Source organism: Streptomyces sp. NPDC037301, from assembly GCF_055602785.1.
Genome location: NZ_JBVJWD010000001.1, coordinates 611,729 through 633,774 on the forward strand (window position 1 = coordinate 611,729; position 22,046 = coordinate 633,774).

General features: G+C 70.0%; 17 protein-coding genes and 4 pseudogenes. 11 read left to right on the plus strand and 10 right to left on the minus strand.

What is annotated here, in order from left to right:
- Genes iolD through iolC form a run of 4 tightly spaced genes read right to left on the minus strand, consistent with a single transcriptional unit; the run spans position 1 to position 4,698 of the window.
- Entirely contained in the window at positions 1 to 1,890 is a 1,890-nt protein-coding gene (gene iolD / locus ACZ7IB_RS02860) for a 3D-(3,5/4)-trihydroxycyclohexane-1,2-dione acylhydrolase (decyclizing) (RefSeq protein WP_470908613.1), read from the minus strand.
- The gene (iolB, locus tag ACZ7IB_RS02865) at positions 1,887 to 2,768 is read right to left on the minus strand and encodes a 5-deoxy-glucuronate isomerase (protein ID WP_470908615.1); all 882 of its coding nucleotides are present in this window, start codon (positions 2,766 to 2,768) and stop codon (positions 1,887 to 1,889) included. Before iolB ends, iolD begins: the two co-directional genes overlap by 4 nt.
- On the minus strand, positions 2,765 to 3,700 hold the full coding sequence (locus tag ACZ7IB_RS02870; RefSeq protein WP_470908617.1) for a Cgl0159 family (beta/alpha)8-fold protein: 936 nt from the start codon (positions 3,698 to 3,700) through the stop codon (positions 2,765 to 2,767). The genes iolB and ACZ7IB_RS02870 overlap by 4 nt, the downstream gene beginning before the upstream one ends.
- Complete coding sequence (gene iolC / locus ACZ7IB_RS02875) at positions 3,697 to 4,698, minus strand: 5-dehydro-2-deoxygluconokinase (protein ID WP_470908619.1); 1,002 nt, start codon at positions 4,696 to 4,698, stop codon at positions 3,697 to 3,699. Before iolC ends, ACZ7IB_RS02870 begins: the two co-directional genes overlap by 4 nt.
- A gap of 132 nt (positions 4,699 to 4,830) precedes the next feature.
- Between iolC and ACZ7IB_RS02880 the strand changes: the two genes are divergently transcribed.
- From ACZ7IB_RS02880 to ACZ7IB_RS02890, 3 genes are all read left to right on the plus strand, one after another.
- Entirely contained in the window at positions 4,831 to 5,757 is a 927-nt protein-coding gene (locus ACZ7IB_RS02880; protein ID WP_470908620.1) for a sugar phosphate isomerase/epimerase family protein, read from the plus strand.
- A gap of 29 nt (positions 5,758 to 5,786) precedes the next feature.
- Complete coding sequence (locus ACZ7IB_RS02885) at positions 5,787 to 6,293, plus strand: peptidoglycan-binding domain-containing protein (RefSeq protein WP_470908622.1); 507 nt, start codon at positions 5,787 to 5,789, stop codon at positions 6,291 to 6,293.
- Between the two features lie 245 nt (positions 6,294 to 6,538).
- Complete coding sequence (locus ACZ7IB_RS02890; RefSeq protein ID WP_266361413.1) at positions 6,539 to 6,736, plus strand: helix-turn-helix transcriptional regulator; 198 nt, start codon at positions 6,539 to 6,541, stop codon at positions 6,734 to 6,736.
- A gap of 95 nt (positions 6,737 to 6,831) precedes the next feature.
- Here the strand turns inward: ACZ7IB_RS02890 and ACZ7IB_RS02895 are convergent.
- A pseudogene (locus ACZ7IB_RS02895) lies at positions 6,832 to 7,248 on the minus strand (zinc-binding dehydrogenase); the annotation flags it as partial.
- A gap of 375 nt (positions 7,249 to 7,623) precedes the next feature.
- Between ACZ7IB_RS02895 and ACZ7IB_RS02900 the strand changes: the two are divergent.
- The gene (locus ACZ7IB_RS02900) at positions 7,624 to 7,932 is read left to right on the plus strand and encodes a heavy-metal-associated domain-containing protein (RefSeq protein ID WP_470908624.1); all 309 of its coding nucleotides are present in this window, start codon (positions 7,624 to 7,626) and stop codon (positions 7,930 to 7,932) included.
- A gap of 121 nt (positions 7,933 to 8,053) precedes the next feature.
- The gene (locus ACZ7IB_RS02905; RefSeq protein ID WP_470908625.1) at positions 8,054 to 10,510 is read left to right on the plus strand and encodes a heavy metal translocating P-type ATPase; all 2,457 of its coding nucleotides are present in this window, start codon (positions 8,054 to 8,056) and stop codon (positions 10,508 to 10,510) included.
- Positions 10,511 to 11,012: 502 nt separating this feature from the next.
- On the opposite strand, the gene ACZ7IB_RS02910 is transcribed toward ACZ7IB_RS02905, so the two are convergent.
- Together ACZ7IB_RS02910 and recD2 are read right to left on the minus strand one after the other, a co-directional pair.
- On the minus strand, positions 11,013 to 12,311 hold the full coding sequence (locus ACZ7IB_RS02910) for a citrate synthase (protein ID WP_266361410.1): 1,299 nt from the start codon (positions 12,309 to 12,311) through the stop codon (positions 11,013 to 11,015).
- A gap of 129 nt (positions 12,312 to 12,440) precedes the next feature.
- Positions 12,441 to 14,741 (minus strand): SF1B family DNA helicase RecD2, encoded by a 2,301-nt coding sequence (gene recD2, locus ACZ7IB_RS02915; RefSeq protein WP_470908628.1) that lies wholly within the window; start codon positions 14,739 to 14,741, stop codon positions 12,441 to 12,443.
- Positions 14,742 to 14,921: 180 nt separating this feature from the next.
- Between recD2 and ACZ7IB_RS02920 the strand changes: the two genes are divergently transcribed.
- Positions 14,922 to 15,461 (plus strand): SRPBCC family protein, encoded by a 540-nt coding sequence (locus tag ACZ7IB_RS02920; RefSeq protein ID WP_470908629.1) that lies wholly within the window; start codon positions 14,922 to 14,924, stop codon positions 15,459 to 15,461.
- 43 nt (positions 15,462 to 15,504) lie between these two features.
- Here ACZ7IB_RS02920 and ACZ7IB_RS02925 read toward each other — a convergent pair whose 3' ends face one another.
- Entirely contained in the window at positions 15,505 to 16,419 is a 915-nt protein-coding gene (locus tag ACZ7IB_RS02925; RefSeq protein WP_470908630.1) for an RNA repair domain-containing protein, read from the minus strand.
- A gap of 139 nt (positions 16,420 to 16,558) precedes the next feature.
- Between ACZ7IB_RS02925 and ACZ7IB_RS02930 the strand changes: the two genes are divergently transcribed.
- The 3 genes from ACZ7IB_RS02930 (at position 16,559) to ACZ7IB_RS02940 (ending at position 19,250) form a co-directional block, all read left to right on the plus strand.
- Complete coding sequence (locus ACZ7IB_RS02930; RefSeq protein WP_470908631.1) at positions 16,559 to 16,807, plus strand: hypothetical protein; 249 nt, start codon at positions 16,559 to 16,561, stop codon at positions 16,805 to 16,807.
- A 303-nt stretch (positions 16,808 to 17,110) separates the two neighbouring features.
- Positions 17,111 to 18,301: an NAD(P)/FAD-dependent oxidoreductase gene (locus ACZ7IB_RS02935; protein ID WP_470908633.1), complete on the plus strand. Its 1,191-nt coding sequence runs from the start codon at positions 17,111 to 17,113 to the stop codon at positions 18,299 to 18,301.
- Between the two features lie 10 nt (positions 18,302 to 18,311).
- Positions 18,312 to 19,250 (plus strand): sigma-70 family RNA polymerase sigma factor, encoded by a 939-nt coding sequence (locus ACZ7IB_RS02940; protein ID WP_470908634.1) that lies wholly within the window; start codon positions 18,312 to 18,314, stop codon positions 19,248 to 19,250.
- Between the two features lie 282 nt (positions 19,251 to 19,532).
- On the opposite strand, the pseudogene ACZ7IB_RS02945 reads toward ACZ7IB_RS02940, so the two are convergent.
- Positions 19,533 to 20,600: pseudogene (locus tag ACZ7IB_RS02945) on the minus strand (RNA-guided endonuclease InsQ/TnpB family protein); the annotation flags it as partial.
- Between ACZ7IB_RS02945 and tnpA the strand changes: the two are divergent.
- Both tnpA and ACZ7IB_RS02955 read left to right on the plus strand, forming a co-directional pair.
- A pseudogene (gene tnpA / locus ACZ7IB_RS02950) lies at positions 20,567 to 20,968 on the plus strand (IS200/IS605 family transposase); the annotation flags it as partial. The pseudogenes ACZ7IB_RS02945 and tnpA overlap by 34 nt on opposite strands.
- A gap of 392 nt (positions 20,969 to 21,360) precedes the next feature.
- A complete protein-coding gene (locus ACZ7IB_RS02955; protein WP_470908636.1) occupies positions 21,361 to 21,867 on the plus strand; it encodes a DUF6584 family protein in 507 nt (168 codons plus the stop codon).
- A 55-nt stretch (positions 21,868 to 21,922) separates the two neighbouring features.
- On the opposite strand, the pseudogene ACZ7IB_RS02960 reads toward ACZ7IB_RS02955, so the two are convergent.
- Positions 21,923 to 22,021, minus strand: a pseudogene (locus ACZ7IB_RS02960) (YrrC family ATP-dependent DNA helicase); the annotation flags it as partial.
- Between the last annotated feature and the right edge of the window lie 25 nt (positions 22,022 to 22,046).

The window sequence follows — 22,046 nt, forward strand, 5'->3', positions numbered from 1 at the left end:
TCAAAGGTGGTGGCGTCGGTCGGCGACGTGACGGTCGTACTCTTCCCGGGCTTTCACGGCCGACGGCCGGGTGGCCGTTTCGGCTACGGGAACATCCCACCACGCCTGCGCCGGAGGGGGGCCCGACACTGTGTCTGCCGTTTCGGTCTCGACGTAGACACAAGTGGGACGGTCCGCGAGGCGCGCCTCGGCAAGGGCTTCGCGCAGGTCACGCACGGTCTTGGCGCGCAGTACCCGCATCCCCAGCGAGCCGGCGTTGGCCGCGAGGTCGACGGGGAGCGGGGGGCCGGTGAAGGCGCCGTCCGCGGCACGGTGACGGTAGGCCGTACCGAAGCGCTCACCGCCGACCGTCTCGGACAGGCCGCCGATGGACGCGTAGCCGTGATTCTGCAGGATGACCAGCTTCACGGGGAGTTCCTGCTGCACCGCGGTGACGATCTCGGTGGGATTCATCAGATATGTGCCGTCGCCGACGAGGGCCCAGACGGGGCGGTCGGGGGCGGCCAGCTGGACCCCGATCGCGGCCGGGATCTCGTAGCCCATGCAGGAGTAGCCGTATTCGACGTGGTACTGGTGCGGGGAGCGGGCCCGCCAGAGTTTGTGCAGGTCACCGGGGAGCGATCCGGCCGCGTTGATCAGGATGTCGTCCTCGGTGACCAGGACGTCGAGCAGGCCGAGGACCTGGGCCTGGGTGGGGCGGGCATGCGGGTCGTCGGCGGTGAACGCGGCGGTGACGCGCTGCTCCCATTTCTCCTTGGCCTCGGTGTACTCGGTCTCGTAGGACGGGTCGACGCGGTGGTTGCGTGCGGCGAGCGCGGCGGTGAGGGCTTCGAGGGCGGTGCGGGCGTCGGCGACGAGCGGGAGCGCGCCGAGTTTGTGTGCGTCGAAGCCGGTGATGTTGAGGTTGAGGAAGCGGACCGCCGGGTCGGAGAAGAGCGTGGCGGAGGCGGTGGTGAAATCGGAGTAGCGGGTGCCGATGCCGATCACCAGGTCGGCGGTGCGGGCCAGCTCGTCGGCGGTCGCGGTGCCGGTGTGGCCGATGCCGCCGACGTCGGCGGGGTGGTCGTGACGCAGGGAGCCCTTGCCGGCCTGGGTGGCGGCGACGGGGATACGAGTGGCGGCGGCGAACGCGGCGAGGGTCTCCTCCGCCGCGCTGTGATGGACGCCGCCGCCCGCCACGATCAGCGGCCGGCGGGCGCTGCGCACGGCCCGCACCGCCCGGTCGAGCTCGTGCGGATCGGGGGCCGGCCGGCGTACGTACCAGATGCGCTCGGCGAAGAACTCCTCCGGCCAGTCATGCGCCTGCGCCTGCACGTCCTGCGGCAGCGCGAGCGTGACCGCGCCGGTCTCCGCCGGGTCGGCGAGGGTCCGCATGGCCTGGAGTGCGGCCGGGATCAGGGCCTCGGGGCGGGTGATCCGGTCGAAGTAGCGGGAGACGGGACGCAGACAGTCGTTGACCGAGATGTCGCCCGCGGACGGGACTTCGAGCTGCTGGAGCACGGGGTCGGCGGGCCGGGTCGCGAAGGTGTCCCCGGGCAGGAGGAGGACGGGGAGGTGGTTGATGGTGGCGAGGGCGGCGCCGGTCACGAGGTTCGTGGCGCCGGGGCCGATGGAGGTGGTGACGGCGTGCGCGGAGAGCCGGCCGGACTGGCGGGCGTAGCCGACTGCGGCGTGCACCATGGCCTGCTCGTTGCGGCCCTGGAGATAGGGCATCGCCCGGCCCGACTCGACGAGCGCCTGACCGACTCCGGCGACATTGCCATGGCCGAAGATGCCCCAGGTGGCGCTGATCAGGCGCTGTCGCCGGCCGTCGCGCTCGGTGTACTGGCGGGACAGGAAGGACACCAGGGCCTGGGCGGTGGTGAGCCTGCGGGTGCGTGGCGCGCTCACGAGGTCGCCTCCGGTCCGTAGAGCGGGAGTCTGGGGTCCACCGGCTGCGACGGCCAGGTGTCGCGGATCCAGCCGTGGTCGGGGTGGTCGCTGATCAGCCACTCCCGCTGCTCCCCCGGGCCCGCCATCACATTGAGGTAGTAGAGCGTGCGGCCGGGGGCGGCGATGGACGGACCGTGCCAGCCGTCGGGAATGAGGACCGCGTCACCGCTGCGGACCTCGGCGAGGACGTCCGTACCGCCGTCCCTCGACGGCGACACACGGTGGTAGCCCAGGCCGTCGCTCTCCACCTCGAAGTAGTAGATCTCCTCCAGCACGGACTCGACGCCGGGGCGGTGCTCGTCGTGCTTGTGCGGTGGGTAGGACGACCAGTTGCCGCCCGGGGTGAGTACCTCGACGGCGATCAGCCGGTCGCACTCGAAGGTGTCGGCGGCGGCGAAGTTGTTGACCTGGCGGGAGCAGTTCCCGGAGCCGCGCAGCTCGACGGGTACCTCCGGCGCGGGGCCGTAGCGAGCGGGGAGTCGTCGCTCGCACTTCGCTCCTGCCAGGGCGAAGCGGCCTCCTGCGCCGGAGGCGATCTGTGCATGGGCGTCACGCGGTACGTAGGCGAAGTCGGATACCCCGCTGAACACGCTTTCCCGGCCCAGCAGTTCAAAGATCTCACCTGAGGTGTGCACCGTACAGCCACCGGTCAACGGCAGAACGATCCATTCGCTCTCCCCGGTGACAAGCGTGTGAACTCCGCCCGGCCCCAGCTCCAGCACACGCAGGCTCGACCTGTCCCAGCCGGCGCGCTTCGGGTCGATGTCGAGGGCGTAGGGGCCGCTCGCCGCGCTCCCGGCGCCGAGGTGGTACCGCGGTTCGTTGTGCGTCGTCATACCCATTCCCTACTTGATACCCGGTCCCCGCCCGTTCCTCTCGGCTCCAGCAGCGATACGGCCGTGTCGACGGCCGCGGCCACCTCACCATCGGCCGGGTAGAGCAGCGAACGCCCCACCACCAGGCCCTGGACGGTCGGCAGTTGCAGCGCCGTGCGCCACTTCTCGAACGCGCCGTCCAGGTCATCACCCACCTCGCCGCCCAGCAGCACGGCGGGTAGCGTCGAAGCCTCCATCACCCGGGCCATGTCGTCGGGGTTCTCGGTGACGGGGACCTTGAGCCAGGTGTACGCGGATGTCCCGGCCAGCCCCGAGGCGATGGCGATCGAGGTGGTGACCGCCTCCGCGCCGAGGTCGTTGCGGACGCGGCCGTCCATACGGCGGCAGAGGAACGGCTCGACGAAGACGGGCAGCCGGTGCGCGGCCATGGCGTCGATGGCACGGGCGGTGGCGTGCATGGTGTCGAGCGAGCCGGGGTCGTCGTAGTCGATACGGAGCAGCAGCTTGCCCGCGTCGAAGCGGAGCCGGGCGAGGTCCTCGGGGCGGTGGCCGGTGAAGCGGTCGTCGAGCTCGAAGGCGGCGCCCGCGAGTCCGCCACGGTTCATCGAGCCGACGACGACCTTGTTCTCCAGTGCGCCGAGGAGCAGCAGGTCGTCGAGGATGTCGGCGGTGGCGAGGACGCCGTCGACGCCGGGGCGCGAGAGGGCGAGGCAGAGCCGGTCCAGGAGCTCGAAGCGGTTGGCCATGGCCAGTTCGCGGTCGCCGACGGCCAGGGAGCCACGGGCCGGATGGTCCGCCGCGATGATCATCAGGCGGCCGCCGCTGCCGACGAGGGGGCGTCTGCGGCGTCGCGCGGCGGCTTCGGCGATGGCCTCGGGGTGGCGCATGCGCAGCTGGACGAGTTCGGAGACCGAGGAGGCCGGGGGGGTCATGGGGTGGCTCCGGTGGTGCGGGAGGTGACGGCACCTTCGGTCAGGGCCGCTTCGACTTCGTACGGGAACGGCATGGCGGACGAGCAGGCGAGCCGGGAGGCGACGATGGCACCGGCGGCGTTGGCGTACCGCATGATGCGTTCGGTCTCCCATCCTGCGAGCAGCCCGTGGCAGAGCGCCCCGCCGAAGGCGTCACCGGCACCGAGGCCGTTGACGACCTCGACGGGCAGCGGCGGCACATCGGCCACCGTGCCGTCGCGGTGGGCGGCGAGTACACCCTTGGGGCCCTGTTTGACGACGGCGAGCTCGACGCCCGCGGCGATCAGGGCGCGGGCGGCCGCGTACGGTTCGCGCTCGCCGGTCGCGATCTCGCATTCGTCGAGGTTGCCGACGGCGACGGTGGCATGGGCGAGGGCCTCGCGGTAGCGGGCGGTGGGGCCGGACGCGGCCCCGGGGATCTCTTCCGTGGTGTCCCAGAACATCGGGCGCCAGTCGAGGTCGAAGACGGTGATGCCGGACCGGTCGCGGGCGCGCAGGGCGGCGAGGGTCGATGTGCGGCTCGGTTCGGCGCACAGCCCGGTGCCGGTCATCCAGAAGACCCGGGCGGACCGCACCGCGTCGAGGTCCAGCTCCGACTCGTGGATCTCCAGGTCGGGGGCCTTGGGCTGCCGGTAGAAGTAGAGCGGGAAGTCGTCGGGCGGGAAGATCTCGCAGAAGGTGACCGGTGTCGGATACGCGTCGACGGGCGTCACCCATCGGTCGTCCACCCCGAACTCCCGCAACTGGTGGTGGAGATACTCCCCGAAGGCATCCCGGCCCGTGCGGGTCACCACGGCGGTCCGCCGGCCGAGCCGGCTTGCCGCAACGGCGACATTGCTCGGTGAGCCGCCGAGGAACTTCCCGAATGTCTCGACCCGGGCCAGCGGCACACCGGTCTGCAGGGGGTAGAGATCCACACCGATCCGGCCCATGGTGATCACGTCGTACAGCTCAGGCATATGCATCCCTTCGACCGGCGACCGGGGCGGCTGCTCCCAGGTCTAGCCCTCCCCCGGAACCCTGTCAATATTTTGTCCGGACATAAGGACGAATGATTGACACTCATCTCCCGGGCCGGGAGGCTGGGCCGCATGACCTCCTCCGCATTGGCTCCGGCCCGTATCCGTGTCGGTTCGGCACCCGACTCGTGGGGTGTGTGGTTCCCCGACGATCCGCAGCAAGTGCCCTGGCCGCGCTTCCTCGACGAGGTCTCCGCGGCGGGTTACGAGTGGATCGAGCTCGGCCCGTACGGCTACCTCCCGACCGACCCGGCCCGCCTCGCCGACGAGACCCGCCGCCGCGGGCTCACGGTCTCGGCCGGGACCGTTTTCACCGGATTGCACCATGGGACGGACGTCTGGGACCGGACCTGGGCACATGTCGCCGACATCGCGGCACTCACCCGGGCGATGGGCGCCGGGCATCTCGTGGTCATCCCGTCGTTCTGGCGCGACGACAAGACCGGCGAGGTCCTGGAGGACCGCAGCCTCACCGCGGAGCAGTGGCGCAGCCTCACCACCCAGACGGAACGGCTGGGCCGCGAGGTGCAGGACCGTTTCGGGCTGCGCATCGTCGTCCATCCGCATGCCGACACCCATATCGACAGCGAGGAGAACGTCAGCCGCTTCCTCGACGCCACCGATCCCGAACTGGTCTCACTCTGCCTCGACACCGGCCACTACGCCTACTGCGGCGGCGACAGCGTCAAGCTGATCGAGACCTACGGCGAACGGATCGGCTATCTGCATCTCAAGCAGGTCGACCCGGAGATCCTGGCCGAAGTCGTGGCGGACGAAGTGCCGTTCGGCCCCGCCGTGGCACGCGGAGTGATGTGCGAACCGCCGGGCGGGGTGCCCGCGCTGGAGCCCGTACTCGCAGCCGCCCGCAAGCTGGACGTCGATCTCTTCGCCATCGTCGAGCAGGACATGTATCCCTGCCCGCCCGACAAGCCCTTCCCCATCGCCCGCCGCACCCGGGACTTCCTCCGCTCCTGCGGCAGCCCGCACCGGGCTCCCTGACACACCAAGCGGCCCCGGGAAGTGACGTAGTGGCGGTACGCGGTGTTGTCCTCGATGAGAAGTGGGTGCGCGGCCTCGGCCGCGCCCCACCACCGCACGCACCACTACCGCACCAGGAGCAGCTCGCCATGATCCGGAAGATGTCGTCGTCCCGCAGGACGGCCGGTGCCTCGGCCCTGGCCGTCGTCGCCCTGGCCGCCGCCCTCGCCACCGCCCCGGGCGCCTCGGCCGACGAGCACAACCCGCCGCCACCGCCCGGCTCCAGCCCGGTCTGCGCCTTCTACGACGGCGACGGGCTCACCGTGTACGGCCAGCAGGGCGATCGGGTCTCCCAGGTGCAGTGCATGCTGGCCAACCGTCACTATCTGCCGTGGTCGGCGCTCGACGGAACGTTCGGACCGCAGACCCTCCTCGCCGTACAGCGCTTCCAGGCGGACAACCCGCCGCTCGTGCCGGACGGCCTGGTCACCCCGGTCACCTGGTCGGCGCTCTGGCACGCGGGACCGACCCGCACGCCCCCCTGTCCGCCGGCGTGACCCGGCACGCCAGGCCCCTCTCCCGTAGCCCCTGGGCACTATGCACGCCTTCTGTAACAGAGATCACATCCTCGTCACATATGTCTCCGTTACACGGGTCTTCCGTCACAGGCGCTCGACAGCCCCTCCCCGGAACTCACCCCCTGTCGTTGCACCGGGCGCAGGCTGAGCGATCGTCAGCGTCCGTGCCGCAGCTCTCCCGACGGCCGTCCCGGCTGCCGCTGCGGTGCAGAGAGGTGTCATCCATGACGGACAGAAGACTCTGGTCCTACAAGGACATTGCCGCGCACATCCGGGTGCAGCCGGACACCGTCCGCTCCTACCGCAAACACGGCCACCTCCCGTCACCCGATCATGTGGAGAGCGGCAAGCCCTACTGGTACGCGGACACCATCCGCGCCTGGGTCGCCTCAAGACCCGGCAACCGAGGACGCAGGGACTGACACCTCCGGCCCCGTACAGGGAACGACTCCCACCTGCCGCCGTACGGGGCTTCACTCCTTCGCCGGGGTGTACGTCCCACCGCTCGACATTTGGTGATCGTCACCCCTGCCCCGGGCACCGTTCCCATCGCGGCGAGCGCCGCCGGGGCCGCGTCCAGGCCGATGGTGGAGGTCACCAGCAGATCGGGGCGCAGGGTGCCGGCCAGGACCATGTCCATCATCGGCGGGTACGCGTGCGCGGCCATGCCGTGACTGCCGAGCATCTCCAGGCCGATCACCCGCGCCATGGGCGCGACGGGGTCACCGGCAGCCGCGGGCATCAGCCCGACCTGCACATGGCGGCCCTGCCGTCGCAGGCTCCGCACCGAGGCGGCGCAGGTCACCGGGGAGCCCAACGCGTCGAGAGACAGATGGGCCCCGCCGCCCGTCAGTTCGCGTACCGCCTCGTCCGCCCCGCCCGGCTGCGGGGCACAGGCCCGCGCGCCCCGCTGGAGACCGAGGTGCCGCGCGGAGTGCCCGCACCGTTCGGGCACGGCCTACGGACGGCGATCGCCGGCTGGCGCCCTGCCCTCCTTCCGGAGGCCGAACGGGCGTTTCCACCTCGCCGCGCCCGCGAACACCACGCACCTCGGCGTCACCGTGCTGCACTCACTCCGGGACTCGATGCACGACATCGCGATCCGGCCACCCAGGTCACCGACGCCGGCCCGAGCCGCGCACTCTTCGCACGGGGATGCACCCCGGCCCCCACTGACGAGCAAGCGCGCGCAGCGGACACTCGCATTCATACCCCCTAGGGGTATAGTCTGATGAGTGTTGGGGCGCACGGGTCTCCCGGGGTTCCCGACACACCACACCCTTTTGTGCTCGTCGAAGAGGAGAACACCATGACCGCCGAGACCCAGCTCCCCCAGGCCACCGGCTCCTGCTGCTCGCCCAGCGGCTCCTGCCACGACGGTGCGGACTCCGGCGCCCCTGCGGGCGGGGTGACCACCGTCTACCAGGTGTCCGGCATGACGTGCGGCCACTGCGAAGGCGCCGTCTCCGAGGAGATCTCCGGCATCGATGGTGTCACCTCGGTGAAGGCCGTCGCCGCCACCGGCCAGGTGACCGTCGCCTCCCGGGCTCCGCTGGCCGAGGACGTCGTGCGCGCCGCAGTCGACGAAGCCGGCTACGAGCTCGTCGGCCGGGCCTGAACGCCATCGGGGCGCACCCGATACGCCGGATACACCCGTATAACCCCCCTTTGCCGCCGGGCCGGACCAACCAGCAGATACTGGTGGGATACGGCCCGGTCGGCGTTTCAGGAGTTCGGACATGCACAGCGCAACAGAGGCCGCGCCCCCGGCAGCGGAGAGTTCGCGGGCCGAACTCACGATCGGCGGGATGACCTGCGCCTCCTGCGCGGCGCGCGTCGAGAAGAAGCTCAACCGGATGGACGGCGTGACCGCCACCGTCAACTACGCGACCGAGAAGGCCCGTGTCTCCTTCGGTTCAGGGACCGACCTCGCGGATCTGATCGCCACGGTCGAGAAGACCGGCTATACCGCTCAGCCGGTACGCCGCCCCGAATCGGCACCGCCCACCCCGGCACGTGCCGCAGCACCGGTCACGCCCGCAATCACCGCCACAGGAGCCTCCGAGGGCGGCGGCCCGGACAGCGCGCGAGTCCGCACCGGGCAAGCCACCGAGAGCCAGACCGGCACCGAAGCCGAGACCGGCAACGGCACCGGCGCCGACGACCCCGCCGAGCGGAAGGCCGCCGACGCCCTCGCATCACTGCGTCAGCGTCTGATCGTCTCGGCCGTCCTCGCCGCCCCCGTCGTCGTGCTCGCGATGGTCCCTGCCCTCCAGTTCGACAACTGGCAGTGGCTCTCCCTCACCCTCGCCGCCCCCGTCGTCGTCTGGGGCGGACTGCCCTTCCACCGCGCCACCTGGACCAATCTCCGGCACGGCGCGGCCACCATGGACACCCTGGTCTCGGTCGGCACCCTCGCCGCCTTCGGCTGGTCCCTGTGGGCGCTGTTCCTCGGCGACGCGGGCATGACCGGGATGCGGCACGGCTTCGACTTCACGGTCTCGCGCGCAATGGGGTCTCCCCTGCTCGAGCGGAGCCGAGAGCTCGGGGAAAGCTCGTCCACCATCTATCTGGAGGTCGCGGCCGGCGTCGTCACCTTCATCCTGCTGGGCCGCTACCTGGAGGCGAAGTCCAAGCGGAAGGCCGGTTCCGCCCTGCGCGCGCTGATGCACCTGGGCGCGAAGGACGTCTCCGTCCTGCGGGACGGCACCGAGGTACGTATCCCCGTCGGCCGGCTCACCGCCGGCGACCGCTTCGTCGTCCGCCCCGGCGAGAAGATCGCCACCGACGGCACCGTCGTCGAGGGCGCGTCCGCCGTGGACGCCTCCATGCTCACCGGCGAGTCCGTCCCGGTCGATGTGGGCGTCGGCGACCGCGTCACCGGGGCCACCGTGAACGCCTCCGGCCGGCTCGTCGTCGAAGCCACCCGGGTCGGCGCCGACACCCAGCTGGCATGGATGGCGAAGCTCGTCGAGGACGCGCAGAACGGCAAGGCCGATGTGCAGCGCCTCGCCGACCGGATCTCCGCGGTCTTCGTCCCCGTGGTGCTGGTGCTCGCCGTGGTCACCCTGATCGCGTGGCTGCTCGTCACGGACGACGTGACAGCCGCGTTCACCGCCGCCGTCGCCGTACTGATCATCGCCTGCCCCTGCGCCCTGGGCCTCGCCACTCCCACCGCCCTCATGGTCGGTACGGGACGCGGCGCCCAGCTCGGCATCCTGATCAAGGGCCCCGAGGTCCTGGAGACCACGCATCGCATCGACACGATCGTCCTCGACAAGACCGGCACGGTCACCACCGGCCGGATGACCCTGCTGGACGTGCACACGGCGGACGGTACGGACGAGAGCGATGTGCTGCGGCTCGCGGGCGCCCTGGAGCACTCCTCCGAACACCCCATCGCCCAGGCCGTCGCCGCCGGAGCCACGGCACGCCTCGGCGGCCCCCTCCCCGCCCCCGAGGACTTCGCCAACGTCGCGGGCCTCGGCGTACGCGGCACGGTCGACGGGCACCAGGTACTGGTCGGCCGCCCGCAATTGCTCGCCGACGCGGGCATCGACATCCCCGGCACCCTGTCCGGCGCCGTGGCGGACGCGGCGGCTCAGGGCCGTACCGCGATCGTGGCCGCCTGGGACGGGCAGGCACGCGGCGTCCTCGCCGTCGCCGACGCGGTCAAGGAGTCCAGCGCGGCAGCCGTCGCCGAGCTGCGCGCGCTCGGCCTCCGTCCCGTTCTGCTGACCGGCGACAACCGGGCCGTGGCGGACGCCGTGGCCCACGCCGTCGGAATCGACGAGGTCCATGCCGAGGTCCTGCCCGAGGAGAAGGTCCGCATCATCGAGCGGCTCCGGGCCCAGGGGCGCTCCGTAGCCATGGTCGGTGACGGGGTCAACGACGCGGCCGCTCTCGCCACCGCCGATCTCGGCCTGGCGATGGGGACCGGCACGGACGCCGCGATCGAGGCGAGCGATCTGACCCTCGTTCGTGGAGATCTCAAGGTGGCGGCCGATGCGATCCGGCTCTCCCGGCGCACCCTGGCGACCATCAAGGGCAATCTCTTCTGGGCATTCGGCTATAACGTAGCTGCCCTACCCCTTGCGGCATTTGGCCTGCTCAACCCTATGATTGCGGGAGCGGCGATGGCGTTCTCATCGGTCTTCGTCGTGACGAACAGCCTGCGGTTGCGCGCCTTCACGTAACTTCCACAAAGAGATTTAGATCACACCGATTTCAGGGTAACCATCCGGTGGGTTCGCGAGTCTAAGAGTGCGATGCCAAGGATGTCTTGGGGGACGTCCATCGAAGCGTCTTGGGGGATGCTTCGGGCAAGCGTTGGCCGGGGCACGTGCACCGGGGAGCTTTGAGCGGCCCTCCCGTGCGTACGTACCCCGGCAGACCGCACTGGAAGTACAAGTGAAGAGCGCAGCTCGCAGTAGGTGAGGAGCGCCCAGGAGCTTCGGCTCCCGCAGACGCCCGGCCGGATCCCGTGGGGGGAATCCGCTCCGGGACATGGGAAGCGCCTCGCTGTCGGCCCGTGGGGGGATCGATGGCGGGGCGCTTCTCGCTGTCCGCCCGGCACTGCGCCACGGCTGCGGCGGTCACGCAAATCGCCCCGGACACCGCGCTCTGTGCGAAAGCGCGGTACTCGGGGCGAAGACGACCGGCCTCGGCGGCCGGGGTGATGCAGGGGCGGTACGAGGTTCAGCGGCCCTCGACCGGGACGAAGTCACGCAGGACCTCGCCGGTGTAGATCTGGCGCGGGCGGCCGATGCGGGAACCCGGCTCCTTGATCATCTCGTGCCACTGGGCGATCCAGCCGGGAAGCCGGCCGAGCGCGAAGAGCACGGTGAACATCTCGGTCGGGAAGCCCATGGCCCGGTAGATCAGACCCGTGTAGAAGTCCACGTTGGGGTAGAGGTTGCGCGAGACGAAGTACTCGTCGGAGAGCGCGTGCTCCTCCAGCTTCAGCGCGATGTCGAGCAGCTCGTCGGACTTGCCGAGCGCGGACAGCACGTCGTGGGCCGCCGCCTTGATGATCTTGGCGCGCGGGTCGAAGGACTTGTAGACGCGGTGGCCGAAGCCCATCAGCCGCACGCCGTCCTCCTTGTTCTTCACCTTGCGGATGAAGGAGTCGACATCGCCGCCGTTGGCCTGGATGCCCTCGAGCATCTCCAGCACCGACTGGTTGGCACCACCGTGCAGCGGACCCCACAGCGCCGAGATACCGGCGGAGATCGAGGCGAACATGTTCGCCTGCGAGGAGCCGACCAGACGCACGGTGGAGGTCGAACAGTTCTGCTCGTGGTCCGCGTGCAGGATGAGCAGCTTGTCGAGCGCGGAGACGACGACCGGGTCCAGGTCGTACTCCTGGGCGGGGACCGAGAAGGTCATGCGCAGGAAGTTCTCGACGTACCCGAGGTCGTTGCGCGGGTAGACGAAGGGGTGGCCGATCGACTTCTTGTACGCGTACGCGGCGATCGTCGGCAGCTTGGCCAGCAGACGGATCGTCGAGAGGTGACGCTGCTCCTCGTCGAACGGGTTGTGGCTGTCCTGGTAGAACGTGGACAGCGCGCTGACGACCGAGGACAGCATGGCCATCGGGTGGGCGTCGCGCGGGAAGCCGTCGAAGAACCGCTTGACGTCCTCGTGCAGCAGCGTGTGCTGGGTGATCTCGTTCTTGAAGGTCGACAGCTCGTCGACCTTGGGAAGCTCACCGTTGATGAGCGTGTACGCGACCTCGAGGAACGTCGAGCGCTCGGCGAGCTGCTCGATCGGGTAGCCGCGGTAGCGCAGGATGCCCTGCTCACCGTCGAGGTAGGTGATGGCGGATTTATACGCTGCGGTGTTGCCGTATCCGCTGTCCAGCGTGACCAGGCCGGTATTGGCCCGGAGCTTCCCGATGTCGAAGCCCTTGTCGCCGACGGTGCTGTCGATCACCGGGTAGGTGTACTCGCCATCGCCGTACCGCAGTACTACAGCGTTGTTGGTGTGCTCGCTCACGTCATCCCTCACCGACGTAGTGCCTCTTCTTCGAGGTTCCCTGACTGTCTCCACCCTCCCCCATTTGGCTCAGGAGAGTGCACTCGGGGTCGTCCATTGGACCTACTCGCGGCACTGAGTGCCGCGAGCTTACTCATCCTGCCCCCTTGACTCCGGTTCCGGAAGGCCTCCGTGATGTTTCCCACCGTTTTGATCGATCATTTTTTCCGGGGATCCTCCGCCCAGACCCCCTGACAACCGGTAATCCAGCGCCGTACAGCGTCTGCCTGCGGAAACCGTGCGGACCGCCTGGCCGATCGCCTGCCGTGAGCCGACCAGCACGACGAGCTTCTTGGCCCTGGTCACGGCGGTGTACAGCAGGTTCCGCTGCAGCATCATCCAGGCGCTCTTGGTGACGGGGATGACGACGGCCGGGTACTCGCTGCCCTGGGAGCGGTGAATCGTCATGGCGTACGCGTGGGCCAGCTCGTCCAGCTCGTCGAAGTCGTAACCGATCTCCTCGTCCTCGTCGGTCAGTACAGTCAGCCGCTGTTCGTCCAGGTCGAGGGCGGTGACGACGCCGACAGTGCCGTTGAAGACACCGTTCTCCCCCTTGTCGTAGTTGTTGCGGATCTGGGTGACCTTGTCGCCGACCCGGAAGACCCGGCCGCCGAACCGCTTCTCGGGCAGGTCGGGTCGGGCCGGGGTGATGGCCTGCTGGAGGAGCCCGTTGAGCGTGCCCGCCCCGGCCGGGCCGCGGTGCATCGGGGCGAGGACCTGCACGTCACGCCGCGCGTCCAGCCCGAATTTGGCCGGAATACGGCGGGCGGCGACGTCCACCGCGAGCACGCCCGCGTCCTCCGTCTCGTCCTCCACGAAGAGGAAGAAGTCGTCAAGGCCCTGGGTGAGGGGCGGTACTCCGGAGTTGATCCGGTGCGCGTTGGTGACGACTCCGGACTGCTGGGCCTGGCGGAAGATCGTGGTCAGCCGGACCGCCGGAACGGGGCTGCCGTCGGCGAGCAGATCGCGCAGCACCTCCCCCGCGCCGACCGACGGCAGCTGGTCGACATCCCCCACGAGCAACAGATGGGCACCGGGTGCCACCGCCTTCAGCAGTTTGTTGGCGAGCAGCAGATCCAGCATCGACGCCTCGTCGACGACGACCAGATCGGCGTCCAGCGGCCGGTCCCGGTCGTACGCGGCATCGCCGCCCGGTTTCAGTTCGAGCAGCCGGTGCACGGTGGACGCCTCGGCCCCGGTCAGCTCGGAGAGCCGCTTGGCGGCCCGCCCGGTGGGCGCGGCCAGCACCACCTTGGCCTTCTTGGCGCGGGCCAGCTCGACGATGGAGCGGACGGTGAACGACTTCCCGCAGCCGGGCCCACCGGTCAGGACGGCGACCTTACGGCTGAGCGCGAGCCGGACCGCGGCCTCCTGCTCGGGGGCCAGCTTCGCCCCCGTACGGCCCGCGAGCCAGGTCAGCGCTTTGTCCCAGTCGACGTCCGCGAAGGCCGGCAGCCGGTCCTCGGGCGTCCGCAGCAGCCGCTGCACCTGGGCTGCGAGGGCGACTTCGGCACGGTGGAACGGCACGAGGTAGATGGCGGTGATCGGCTCGCCGCCCTCGGGCGAGGGCACCTTCTCCCGTACGACGCCTTCCGGGTCCTCGGCCAGTTCGGCGAGGCACTCGATGACCAGCCCCGTATCGACCTGGAGCAGCTTCACCCCGTCGGCGATCAGCCGCTCCTCGGGGAGGAAGCAGTGGCCCTGGTCGGTGGATTGCGACAGCGCGTACTGCAGCCCGGCCTTCACCCGCTCCGGGCTGTCGTGCGGGATGCCGACGGCCTGGGCGATCTTGTCGGCGGTGAGGAAGCCGATGCCCCAGACGTCTGCGGCCAGCCGGTAGGGCTGGTTCTTCACGACGGAGATCGACGCGTCCTCGTACTTCTTGTAGATACGGACGGCGATGGAGGTGGAGACGCCGACCCCCTGGAGGAAGACCATCACCTCCTTGATCGCCTTCTGCTCCTCCCAGGCCGCGGCGATCATCTTCGTCCGCTTCGGCCCGAGCCCGGGCACCTCGACGAGGCGCTTCGGCTCCTGCTCGATGACGTCGAGGGTGTCGACCCCGAAGTGTGTGGTGATCCGGTCCGCCATCACCGGTCCGATGCCCTTGATCAGGCCGGAGCCGAGATAGCGGCGGATGCCCTGGATGGTGGCGGGCAGCACGGTCGTGTAGTTCTCCACCGTGAACTGCTTGCCGTACTGGGAGTGCGAGCTCCAGCGCCCCTCCATCCGCAGGGACTCCCCGACCTGCGCACCGAGCAGCGACCCGACGACCGTCAGCAGATCGCCCGCGCCCCGACCGGTGTCGACGCGGGCGACGGTGTACCCGTTCTCCTCGTTGGCGTAGGTGATCCGCTCCAGGACCCCTTCGAGGACGGCCATGTTGGACATGTTCCGACGGTATCGGTTCCCACCGACAACGCATTCCCGGCCTCGGAGGCCGCCCGTTTCCTGTGGTGACGGCGCCTGAGCAGCGCTGTCCGGACCGCCGGGAACACAGCCGGGCCAGGGCCTGTTGCGCCCATGGTCCAGGATCGGAATGATCAGCAACTCCGTTGTGAGGAGGACGCCTTGGAATACGCCGATGGTCCGAGCGTGCACAGTGTTGTCCATATCGAGGCAGCCGTGCCACGGGTCTGGGAGCTGGTGACGGACATCCGCCTGCCGGCCCGGTTCAGCCCGGAGTTGCGGCGCGTCGCCTGGCTCGACGGGGCGAACGGGCCCGTGGTGGGAGCACGCTTCGAGGGCTTCAACCACCACCGGATGCTCGGCGAGTGGCGGACCGTCTCCCACGTGATCGAGGCGGACGAACCACGCGTGTTCGCCTGGGCCGTCACGGACGCGGACGGCCGGTACGGCGAGGTGACGCTGGACCCGGCGCGGTCCATGGCGACCTGGCGCTACGAGATCGAGGCCGAGGGTTCGGGCACCCGGCTGCGGCAGGCGGTCCGCCTCGGGCCGGGCCGCAGCGGGGTCACCGCAGCCATCGAGAGCCGGCCGGACCGGGAGCAGGAGATGATCGTCTTTCGGCTGAAGGAACTGCGTACCGGGATGGAGACCACCCTCCAGGGCATCAGGACGCTCGCCGAGGAGGGCGGTCGGAGCGGCTAGAACGCTGTTGTCCGGCGGCGCTTTGCCCCAGCTGGCCATGGCCTCATCTGTCGGTGATCCCGGAGAGCCATGCCGTGTCCTCCGGGCCCGGCGCTCCGAGGCCGGGCGCGGGCAGCCGGCGGACCGCGCCCGTTCGCAGGGCGACCGTGGCCCGTGGCCGCATCGGCCCGTCGCCCCTGCGTGAGAGCAGGACGAGTTCCCAGACTGTCGCCGCCATGGTGTCGAGCCGGGTGACACAGTCGGCGGTGACTCGCCGCGGATCCCGGGTCCGGCCCAGGGACAGATGTGGGGTGAAGCTCTTGGCGGGCCCACTGCAGCGCGGGAACCGCTGCTGCAGCAGACGGTGCAGATGGGCCCACGGCGCCTGGCCGGCTGCCGTCGGGTCGAGCCACACGGTGAAGTACGCCCTGTGCCGGAAGGTGCGCACCCCGTCCAGCCGGGCGGTGAAGACCGGCGTCTCGGCCGTCGCCGCGGCGAGCAGCGGGGCGGCCCGCTCGAAGTCGGACTCCGGCACGAAGCCGAAGAGCACATTGACGTGCGGCGGCCACCGGTGGATCTGCGGATCGTAATCCCGGCGGATGTCCTGGATCGGCGGCCACAGCTCCGCAGGCGGGATCCAGGCCACCGCTGTGCGGGCCGTCGGGGGCACGTCGAGGACGCCGACGGGATCGCCCCTGCCGGAGCTCGTATCGAAGCTCAGGTCCGCTTGCGGGTCCCGCACCCGGCCGGCGCCCGACGCATCGATGCGGTCCACGCCCGTGGCCCGGTCCCAGACCACCTCGCCGTCCGCCTCGATGAACACCACCCGGTGCCACGGGATGTCGCCCCCGGGCACGAATGAAGGCAGCGGGATGCGTTTGCAGGCATCCCCGCGCTGGCTGATCCCCAGCACGAACCGGGCCGGGTCGAACCGCGGATCCCAGCGGACCCGGTGATAGATCTCGTCGCTGGTTCGCATCACGCCTCCTCGCCCACTCACGCCGCGACCGGCCGGACCGCCGCTTCAGTGCGGCTTCGCATACTCCACCTTCACCACATCCGGCACGTCGGGCAGCTTCTCCCGGCCGGTCAGGAGTGCCTCCGCCGACGTGTCGCCCATGAGGTACCGGAGGAAGAAGGCGACGGTGCAGCCCGTGGCGATCCGTACCGAGGTGAAGGCGGACGGCGGCCGGGTCGGCGTTCTCCTGTCGGTAAAGGGCAACGGCTTCGACGCGCAGGACTGCCTTCTTGCCCGCGTGGGCCCCGGCGCCACCGCGGTGTGGGTGCCGCCCCGGATCCAGCGGTTGCCCGGAGAGGGCGGCTGCACCGTCGGCAACGCCCTGGACCCGAAACCGTCACCGCACTGAACGGGGGGGTGCCTGGCTCCGGCGAAAAGCCGCCTGCACCTTCCCCGCCGCCTCCGCGATGTCGCCCATCGCCTCTACCGTCCCTCAAAAGCGGACCGGGGTCATTGTGACGCCGACCGATAGTTGGCCATCTCGATCCGTAGTTGGCCGTCGCCCCGTTTCGACTGCCCAAGACAGGCCCAAGCGTCTGTCGGAGGCTCAGCCGCCCGTCTTGGTTCGGTGACCCGCGTCACACCCGGCTCCTGTCAGCAATCGGGGCGCCGTCTCGTTCAAAGGGCACGCGAACGAGACAGGAGCAACGCCATGAAGCACCGCATCGTCGTACTTGGCGCCGGATACGCCGGGGCCTTCGCCGCCGGAAACCTGGCCCGCCGGCTCTCCCCCGCCGACACCGAGATCACCGTCGTCAACGCCGTGCCCGACTTTGTTGAGCGGATGCGGCTCCACCAGCTCGCGATCGGCCAGGACCTCGCGTTCCGCAAGCTCGCCGACGTATTCGCGGGCACCGGGGTGCGGCTGCGCCTGGCGCGCGTCACCGGCGTCGACCCCGAGCGCCGGACCGTCGCCGTGACCGGCGAGGACGGCGACGGCGAGCTCGCGTACGACACGCTTTTCTACGCGCTCGGCAGCTCCGTAGCCCACCATGGCGTTCCCGGCGTGGCCGAGTACGCCTTCGATGTGACCGGCCGGTCCTCGGCGCTGCGTCTGCGCGAGCGCCTGGCCGGCCTGGGCGAGGGCGGCACCGTGCTGGTCGTCGGTGAGGGGCTGACCGGCATCGAGACCGCCACCGAGTTCGCCGAGTCCCGGCCCGACCTCTCGGTCGCGCTCGCCGCCCGCGGCGAGCTGGGCGCCTGGCTCTCCCCGAAGGCCCGCCGTCACCTGCGCCAGGCCTTCGACCGGCTCGGCATCACCGTCCACGAGCACACCGGCATCGAAGCCGTCGAGCCGACACAGGCGATCGCCGCCGACGGTACGTCCATCCCGGCCGACGTGACGGTGTGGGCGGCCGGGTTCGCCGTGCATCCCATCGCGGCCGCCAGCGGCCTGGAGGTCGCCGAGACCGGCCAGATCGTCGTCGACCGCACCATGCGCTCGGTCTCGCACCCGGACGTCTACGCCGCCGGTGACTGCGTGTACGCGATCGGCGAGAACGGCCGGCCGCTGCCGATGTCCTGCGCCTCGGCCGGCTTCACCAACATGCAGGCGACCGCCGCGATCATCGCGCGCCTGACGGGCAGCGAGGTCCCGACCACCGGGCTGAAGTACCACGGCAACCACATCAGCCTCGGGCGGCGGGACGCGATCTTCCAGATGGTGGACGGTGACGTCCGGTCGAAGTCCTGGTACCTGGGCGGCCGGACCGCCGCGCGGCTCAAGTCGGGCGTGCTCAAGGGGGCCGGGTGGGGCATCGCCCACCCGACCTTCGGCATGCCGAAGCGCAAGCGCCGCCTGGCCATCGCACCTGACCGGGCCGGTGTGAGGGGCGCCGCATAGGCTCCTCCGCGTGGACAGCGCAGCCATCGATCGGTTCGAGGCCAGCCGGGGCCGGCTGGCCTCGCTCGCGTACCGTCTGCTCGGCTCGGCCGCCGACGCCGAGGACGCCGTGCAGGACACGTTCCTGCGCTGGCAGGCCGCAGACCGCGAACGGGTCGAGGTGCCGGAAGCGTGGCTGACCAAGGTCGTCACCAATCTCTGCCTCGACCGGCTCCGCTCGGCGCAGGCGCGCCACGAGCGAGCGGCCGGTGCCTGGCTGCCCGAGCCCCTCCTCGAGGGCGACCCGATGCTCGGCCCGGCCGACACCTTCGAGCAGCGCGAATCGGTGGCCTTGGCCGTACTGACCCTCTTGGAGCGCCTCTCGCCGGTCGAGCGGGCCGTCTACGTCCTGCGTGAGGCCTTCTCGTACAGCCACTCCGAGATCGCCGGGATCCTCGACATCACCGAGTCCGCGAGCCAGCAGCACGTCCACCGGGCCCGGATCCGGGTCGCCGCCGAGCGCCGCCGCGGCGGCGAGGCCGACCCCGCGTCCGCGCGCCGGGTCGTCGAGGAGTTCCTCGCCGCGGCCACGTCGGGGCGCACCGAACAGTTGGTGGCGCTGCTCACCGACGACGTGACGGCGGTCTCGGACGGCGCCGGACTGGGCAAGCGGCTGTTGCGGTACAAGACGCGCGAGCGGGTCGCCTCCTACGTGCGGGCCGGCTTCAAGCCCACGCCGGCGAAGCGGCGGCTGGCCGGCGGATCGCCCGCGATCCATATCGCGCTGGTCAACGGCTCCCCGGCCGTCCTCGCCGTGGTCGACGACCGGGTCGTGGGCGCCGTGGCGTTCGAAGTCAGAGACGGCAAGGTCGCGTCCCTGCGCGGCATCGCCGCCGCGGACCGGCTCGCGCGCCTCAACGAGGCCTGGCGGCAGCACGAACCCGACGCGCCGGTCATCAACGCATGGTGACCAGAGCCACCGGAATCCAGTGACCTGAGTCGGAGCGAGGACGGCACCCCTTCGGCCCCCGCGCTGCACAGCAGCACGGGGGCCGAAGCACGTCGGTCTCCCGAATCGGACTCGGCCATGCAGTTCGGATCCCCGATGGCCGACTATCGGTCGACACAGTGGCCAACTACGAATCGTCACGGAGGGCTGACCAGGGCGGATCCGAACGCCCCTGGCCACCTATCGCTCGAAGTCACAGTCATGATTGAAGTGCTCTCCCGGCTGAAGCCGGGAGATTCCTGCTTACCTTGCGGCAGCGGGCTTGACGCGCTTCGCACGCCTGACGACTGCCCTCCCGGCAGCCGGGATGAGCGCGAGGCCCATCCGGTACAGGTGCAAGACGTTCCGGGCTGCGTTGTGGTCGGCATTGCCCGACCAGCCGCAGTCCGGGTTCTTGCACACGAACACGGCCTGGCTCTCCCGGTTGCCGGGCGTGGTGAAGCCGCACGCTGAGCAGCGTTGGGAGGTGCCGGGGGCGGGGACCTTGTGCAGGGTGCCGCCGAGCCGGGCGGTCTTGTACGTCAGCAGGGTGACCGTGCGGCCCCATGCCTCCCCACTGATGGAGCGGTTCAGCCCGGACTTCTGGGCAACGTTCTTCCCTGGCTCCTCGATGGTTCCCCTGGCCGACTTGACCATGTTCGTGATGGTGAGTGCTTCGACCACGACGGTGCCGTATGTGCGGGCGATGGCGGTGGTCGTCCGGTGCTGCCAGTCCAGAGCCCTGCGCTTGGCTTTCGCGCGGAGTCCCGCGATCTGGTCGTAGGTGCGGTGCAGCCGGCGGCTGGTGCGCTCGCCGGGCTTGCGGTGCCGCTTGCGCTGCGCGGCGCGCCGCTCCAGGTGCAGAAGCCTGGCCTTCTCCTTCTCCGTCAGCCACTCGCCGTGCTCGTACGTCTTGCCGTCCGAGAGGGCGATGGGCACGGTGACGCCCACGTCGATGCCGACTTCCGGCCCCTGGTGGGGCTCGGGCTTGACCTCCAAGGTCTGAACACGGAAGGCGATGTGCCAGCCGAGCGCGTCCTTGACCAGCCGTGCCCCGGTGATCCGGTTCTCCGCGCCTGCGTGCTTGCCCACGGGCAGGTCCTTGGTCCACCGGAACCGGATCCGGCCCACCTTGGGAATGTTGACCACGCCCCAGCGGCGGTGCACGCGCACGATGTTCAGGTCCCGGCCCTGAGGGACGTCCACGGACATCACCGTGCGGAACCGGCCCTTGAAGTTCGGGGCGTCGGCGCGGCCGTCCCAGCAGTTCTTCCACGCCTGGAAGTACGTCTTGAGTACTGCCTGCGCGGCCTGCGCGGGAAGGACAGCAAGAGAACCTGCATGTTCATTTGGTTTTTGTCACGAAGTACCGGCGGAACGCGCTCACCGACGCCATGCTGACCCGCACCGAAGAGATCACGCGGGAGGTCTGCGCCGGCTTCGAGGCCGAGCTGAAACAGTTCAACGGCGAACAGGACCACGTCCACCTGCTCGTGCACTACCCGCCGAAGGTGCAGCTCTCCAAACTGGTCAACTCCCTCAAAGGCGTCAGCTCCCGCAGGCTCCGCCAGGAGTACAACGCGCATGTCCGCCGGTACCTGTGGGGCGGACACTTCTGGTCCGGCTCCTACTTCGCCGGATCCTGCGGCGGAGCACCCCTGACCGTCGTCAAGCAGTACATCGAAAACCAGCAGCGCCCCGTCCGACCTCACCCCAAAGGCGCAGAGCACTCCGGCGCTCTGCGCCTCCGGGCCAAGGATGGCCTTCACCCCCGCCCTGAAAGGCGGAGCACTGGCCAAGATCAGAGGTAGAAGTACTCAGGACCCCGGTGGGTGGTCAGTGCAGGAGCGGCGAACCGGTCAGCTTCCACGCCTGGGCACCCTTGCCCGCCGTCTTCGGTGTCGTAGATGACAGTGGCGTCCGACGAGTACCACAGGCCGTTGTTGAGCGTGGCGGACGGAGCCGTTCACGTCCGCACGACGGCCTTCGGAGTCACACACCAGCCAAACCTCAGGCCGGCACACCCCAATCACTCGCGGGTCAGCCCATAATTCGCTCACACACATCCGCGGGCACGCCTGATGATGTGCGCATGGCACTGAAGGAGACGCTGGAACGCGTGGACGCGGACCTCGCCGAGGGACGTGTGCCCATGGCCCGCCAACGACTGCGCGGACTGGTCTCGTCCTACCCGCACTACCCGGCTCTGCGCCGACGCCTGGCCATCATCTACCGGATGTACGGCGACCCTGCGGAGGCCGGCCGTCGGACGTACCTCGAAGAGGACAGGCTCCCGGACGAGGCCGCCGCGTTCGAGAAGAGGTACAGCGACCCGGTGCGCCGGGTGCGCGCCCTGGCCTGGCAAGGCCAGGAATCGGCAGCCGACTCCCCCTTCGTCGAGGAGCGGTTGGCAACTGTTCGGACCGCAGCCTCCAAAGCCCTCGGCCACCCGGTCACCTGGGACACGCTCACTGAGGTACGGGGTGACGCGCCGGAGGCGGGTTCGTTGCGCCAGTCCTTGGCGGCCATGGGCTGCGCGCTCCTGGCGATCGTGTTCGTCGGGATCTGGGTGAACGGGTTCCTCGGCCTCTTCCGCTGACAGCGAATGCCTCGAAGTCGCCCATGGCTGCGCCACCGTCCCTGTCCGCGACGCCGCCGTGCCTGGTGTCGACGCGGACGACGGTGTACCCGTTCTCCTCGTCGGCGTAGGTGATGCGCTCAAGCACACCTTCGAGGACGGCCATGTTGGACACGCCTCGACGCTGATACCTCGCACTG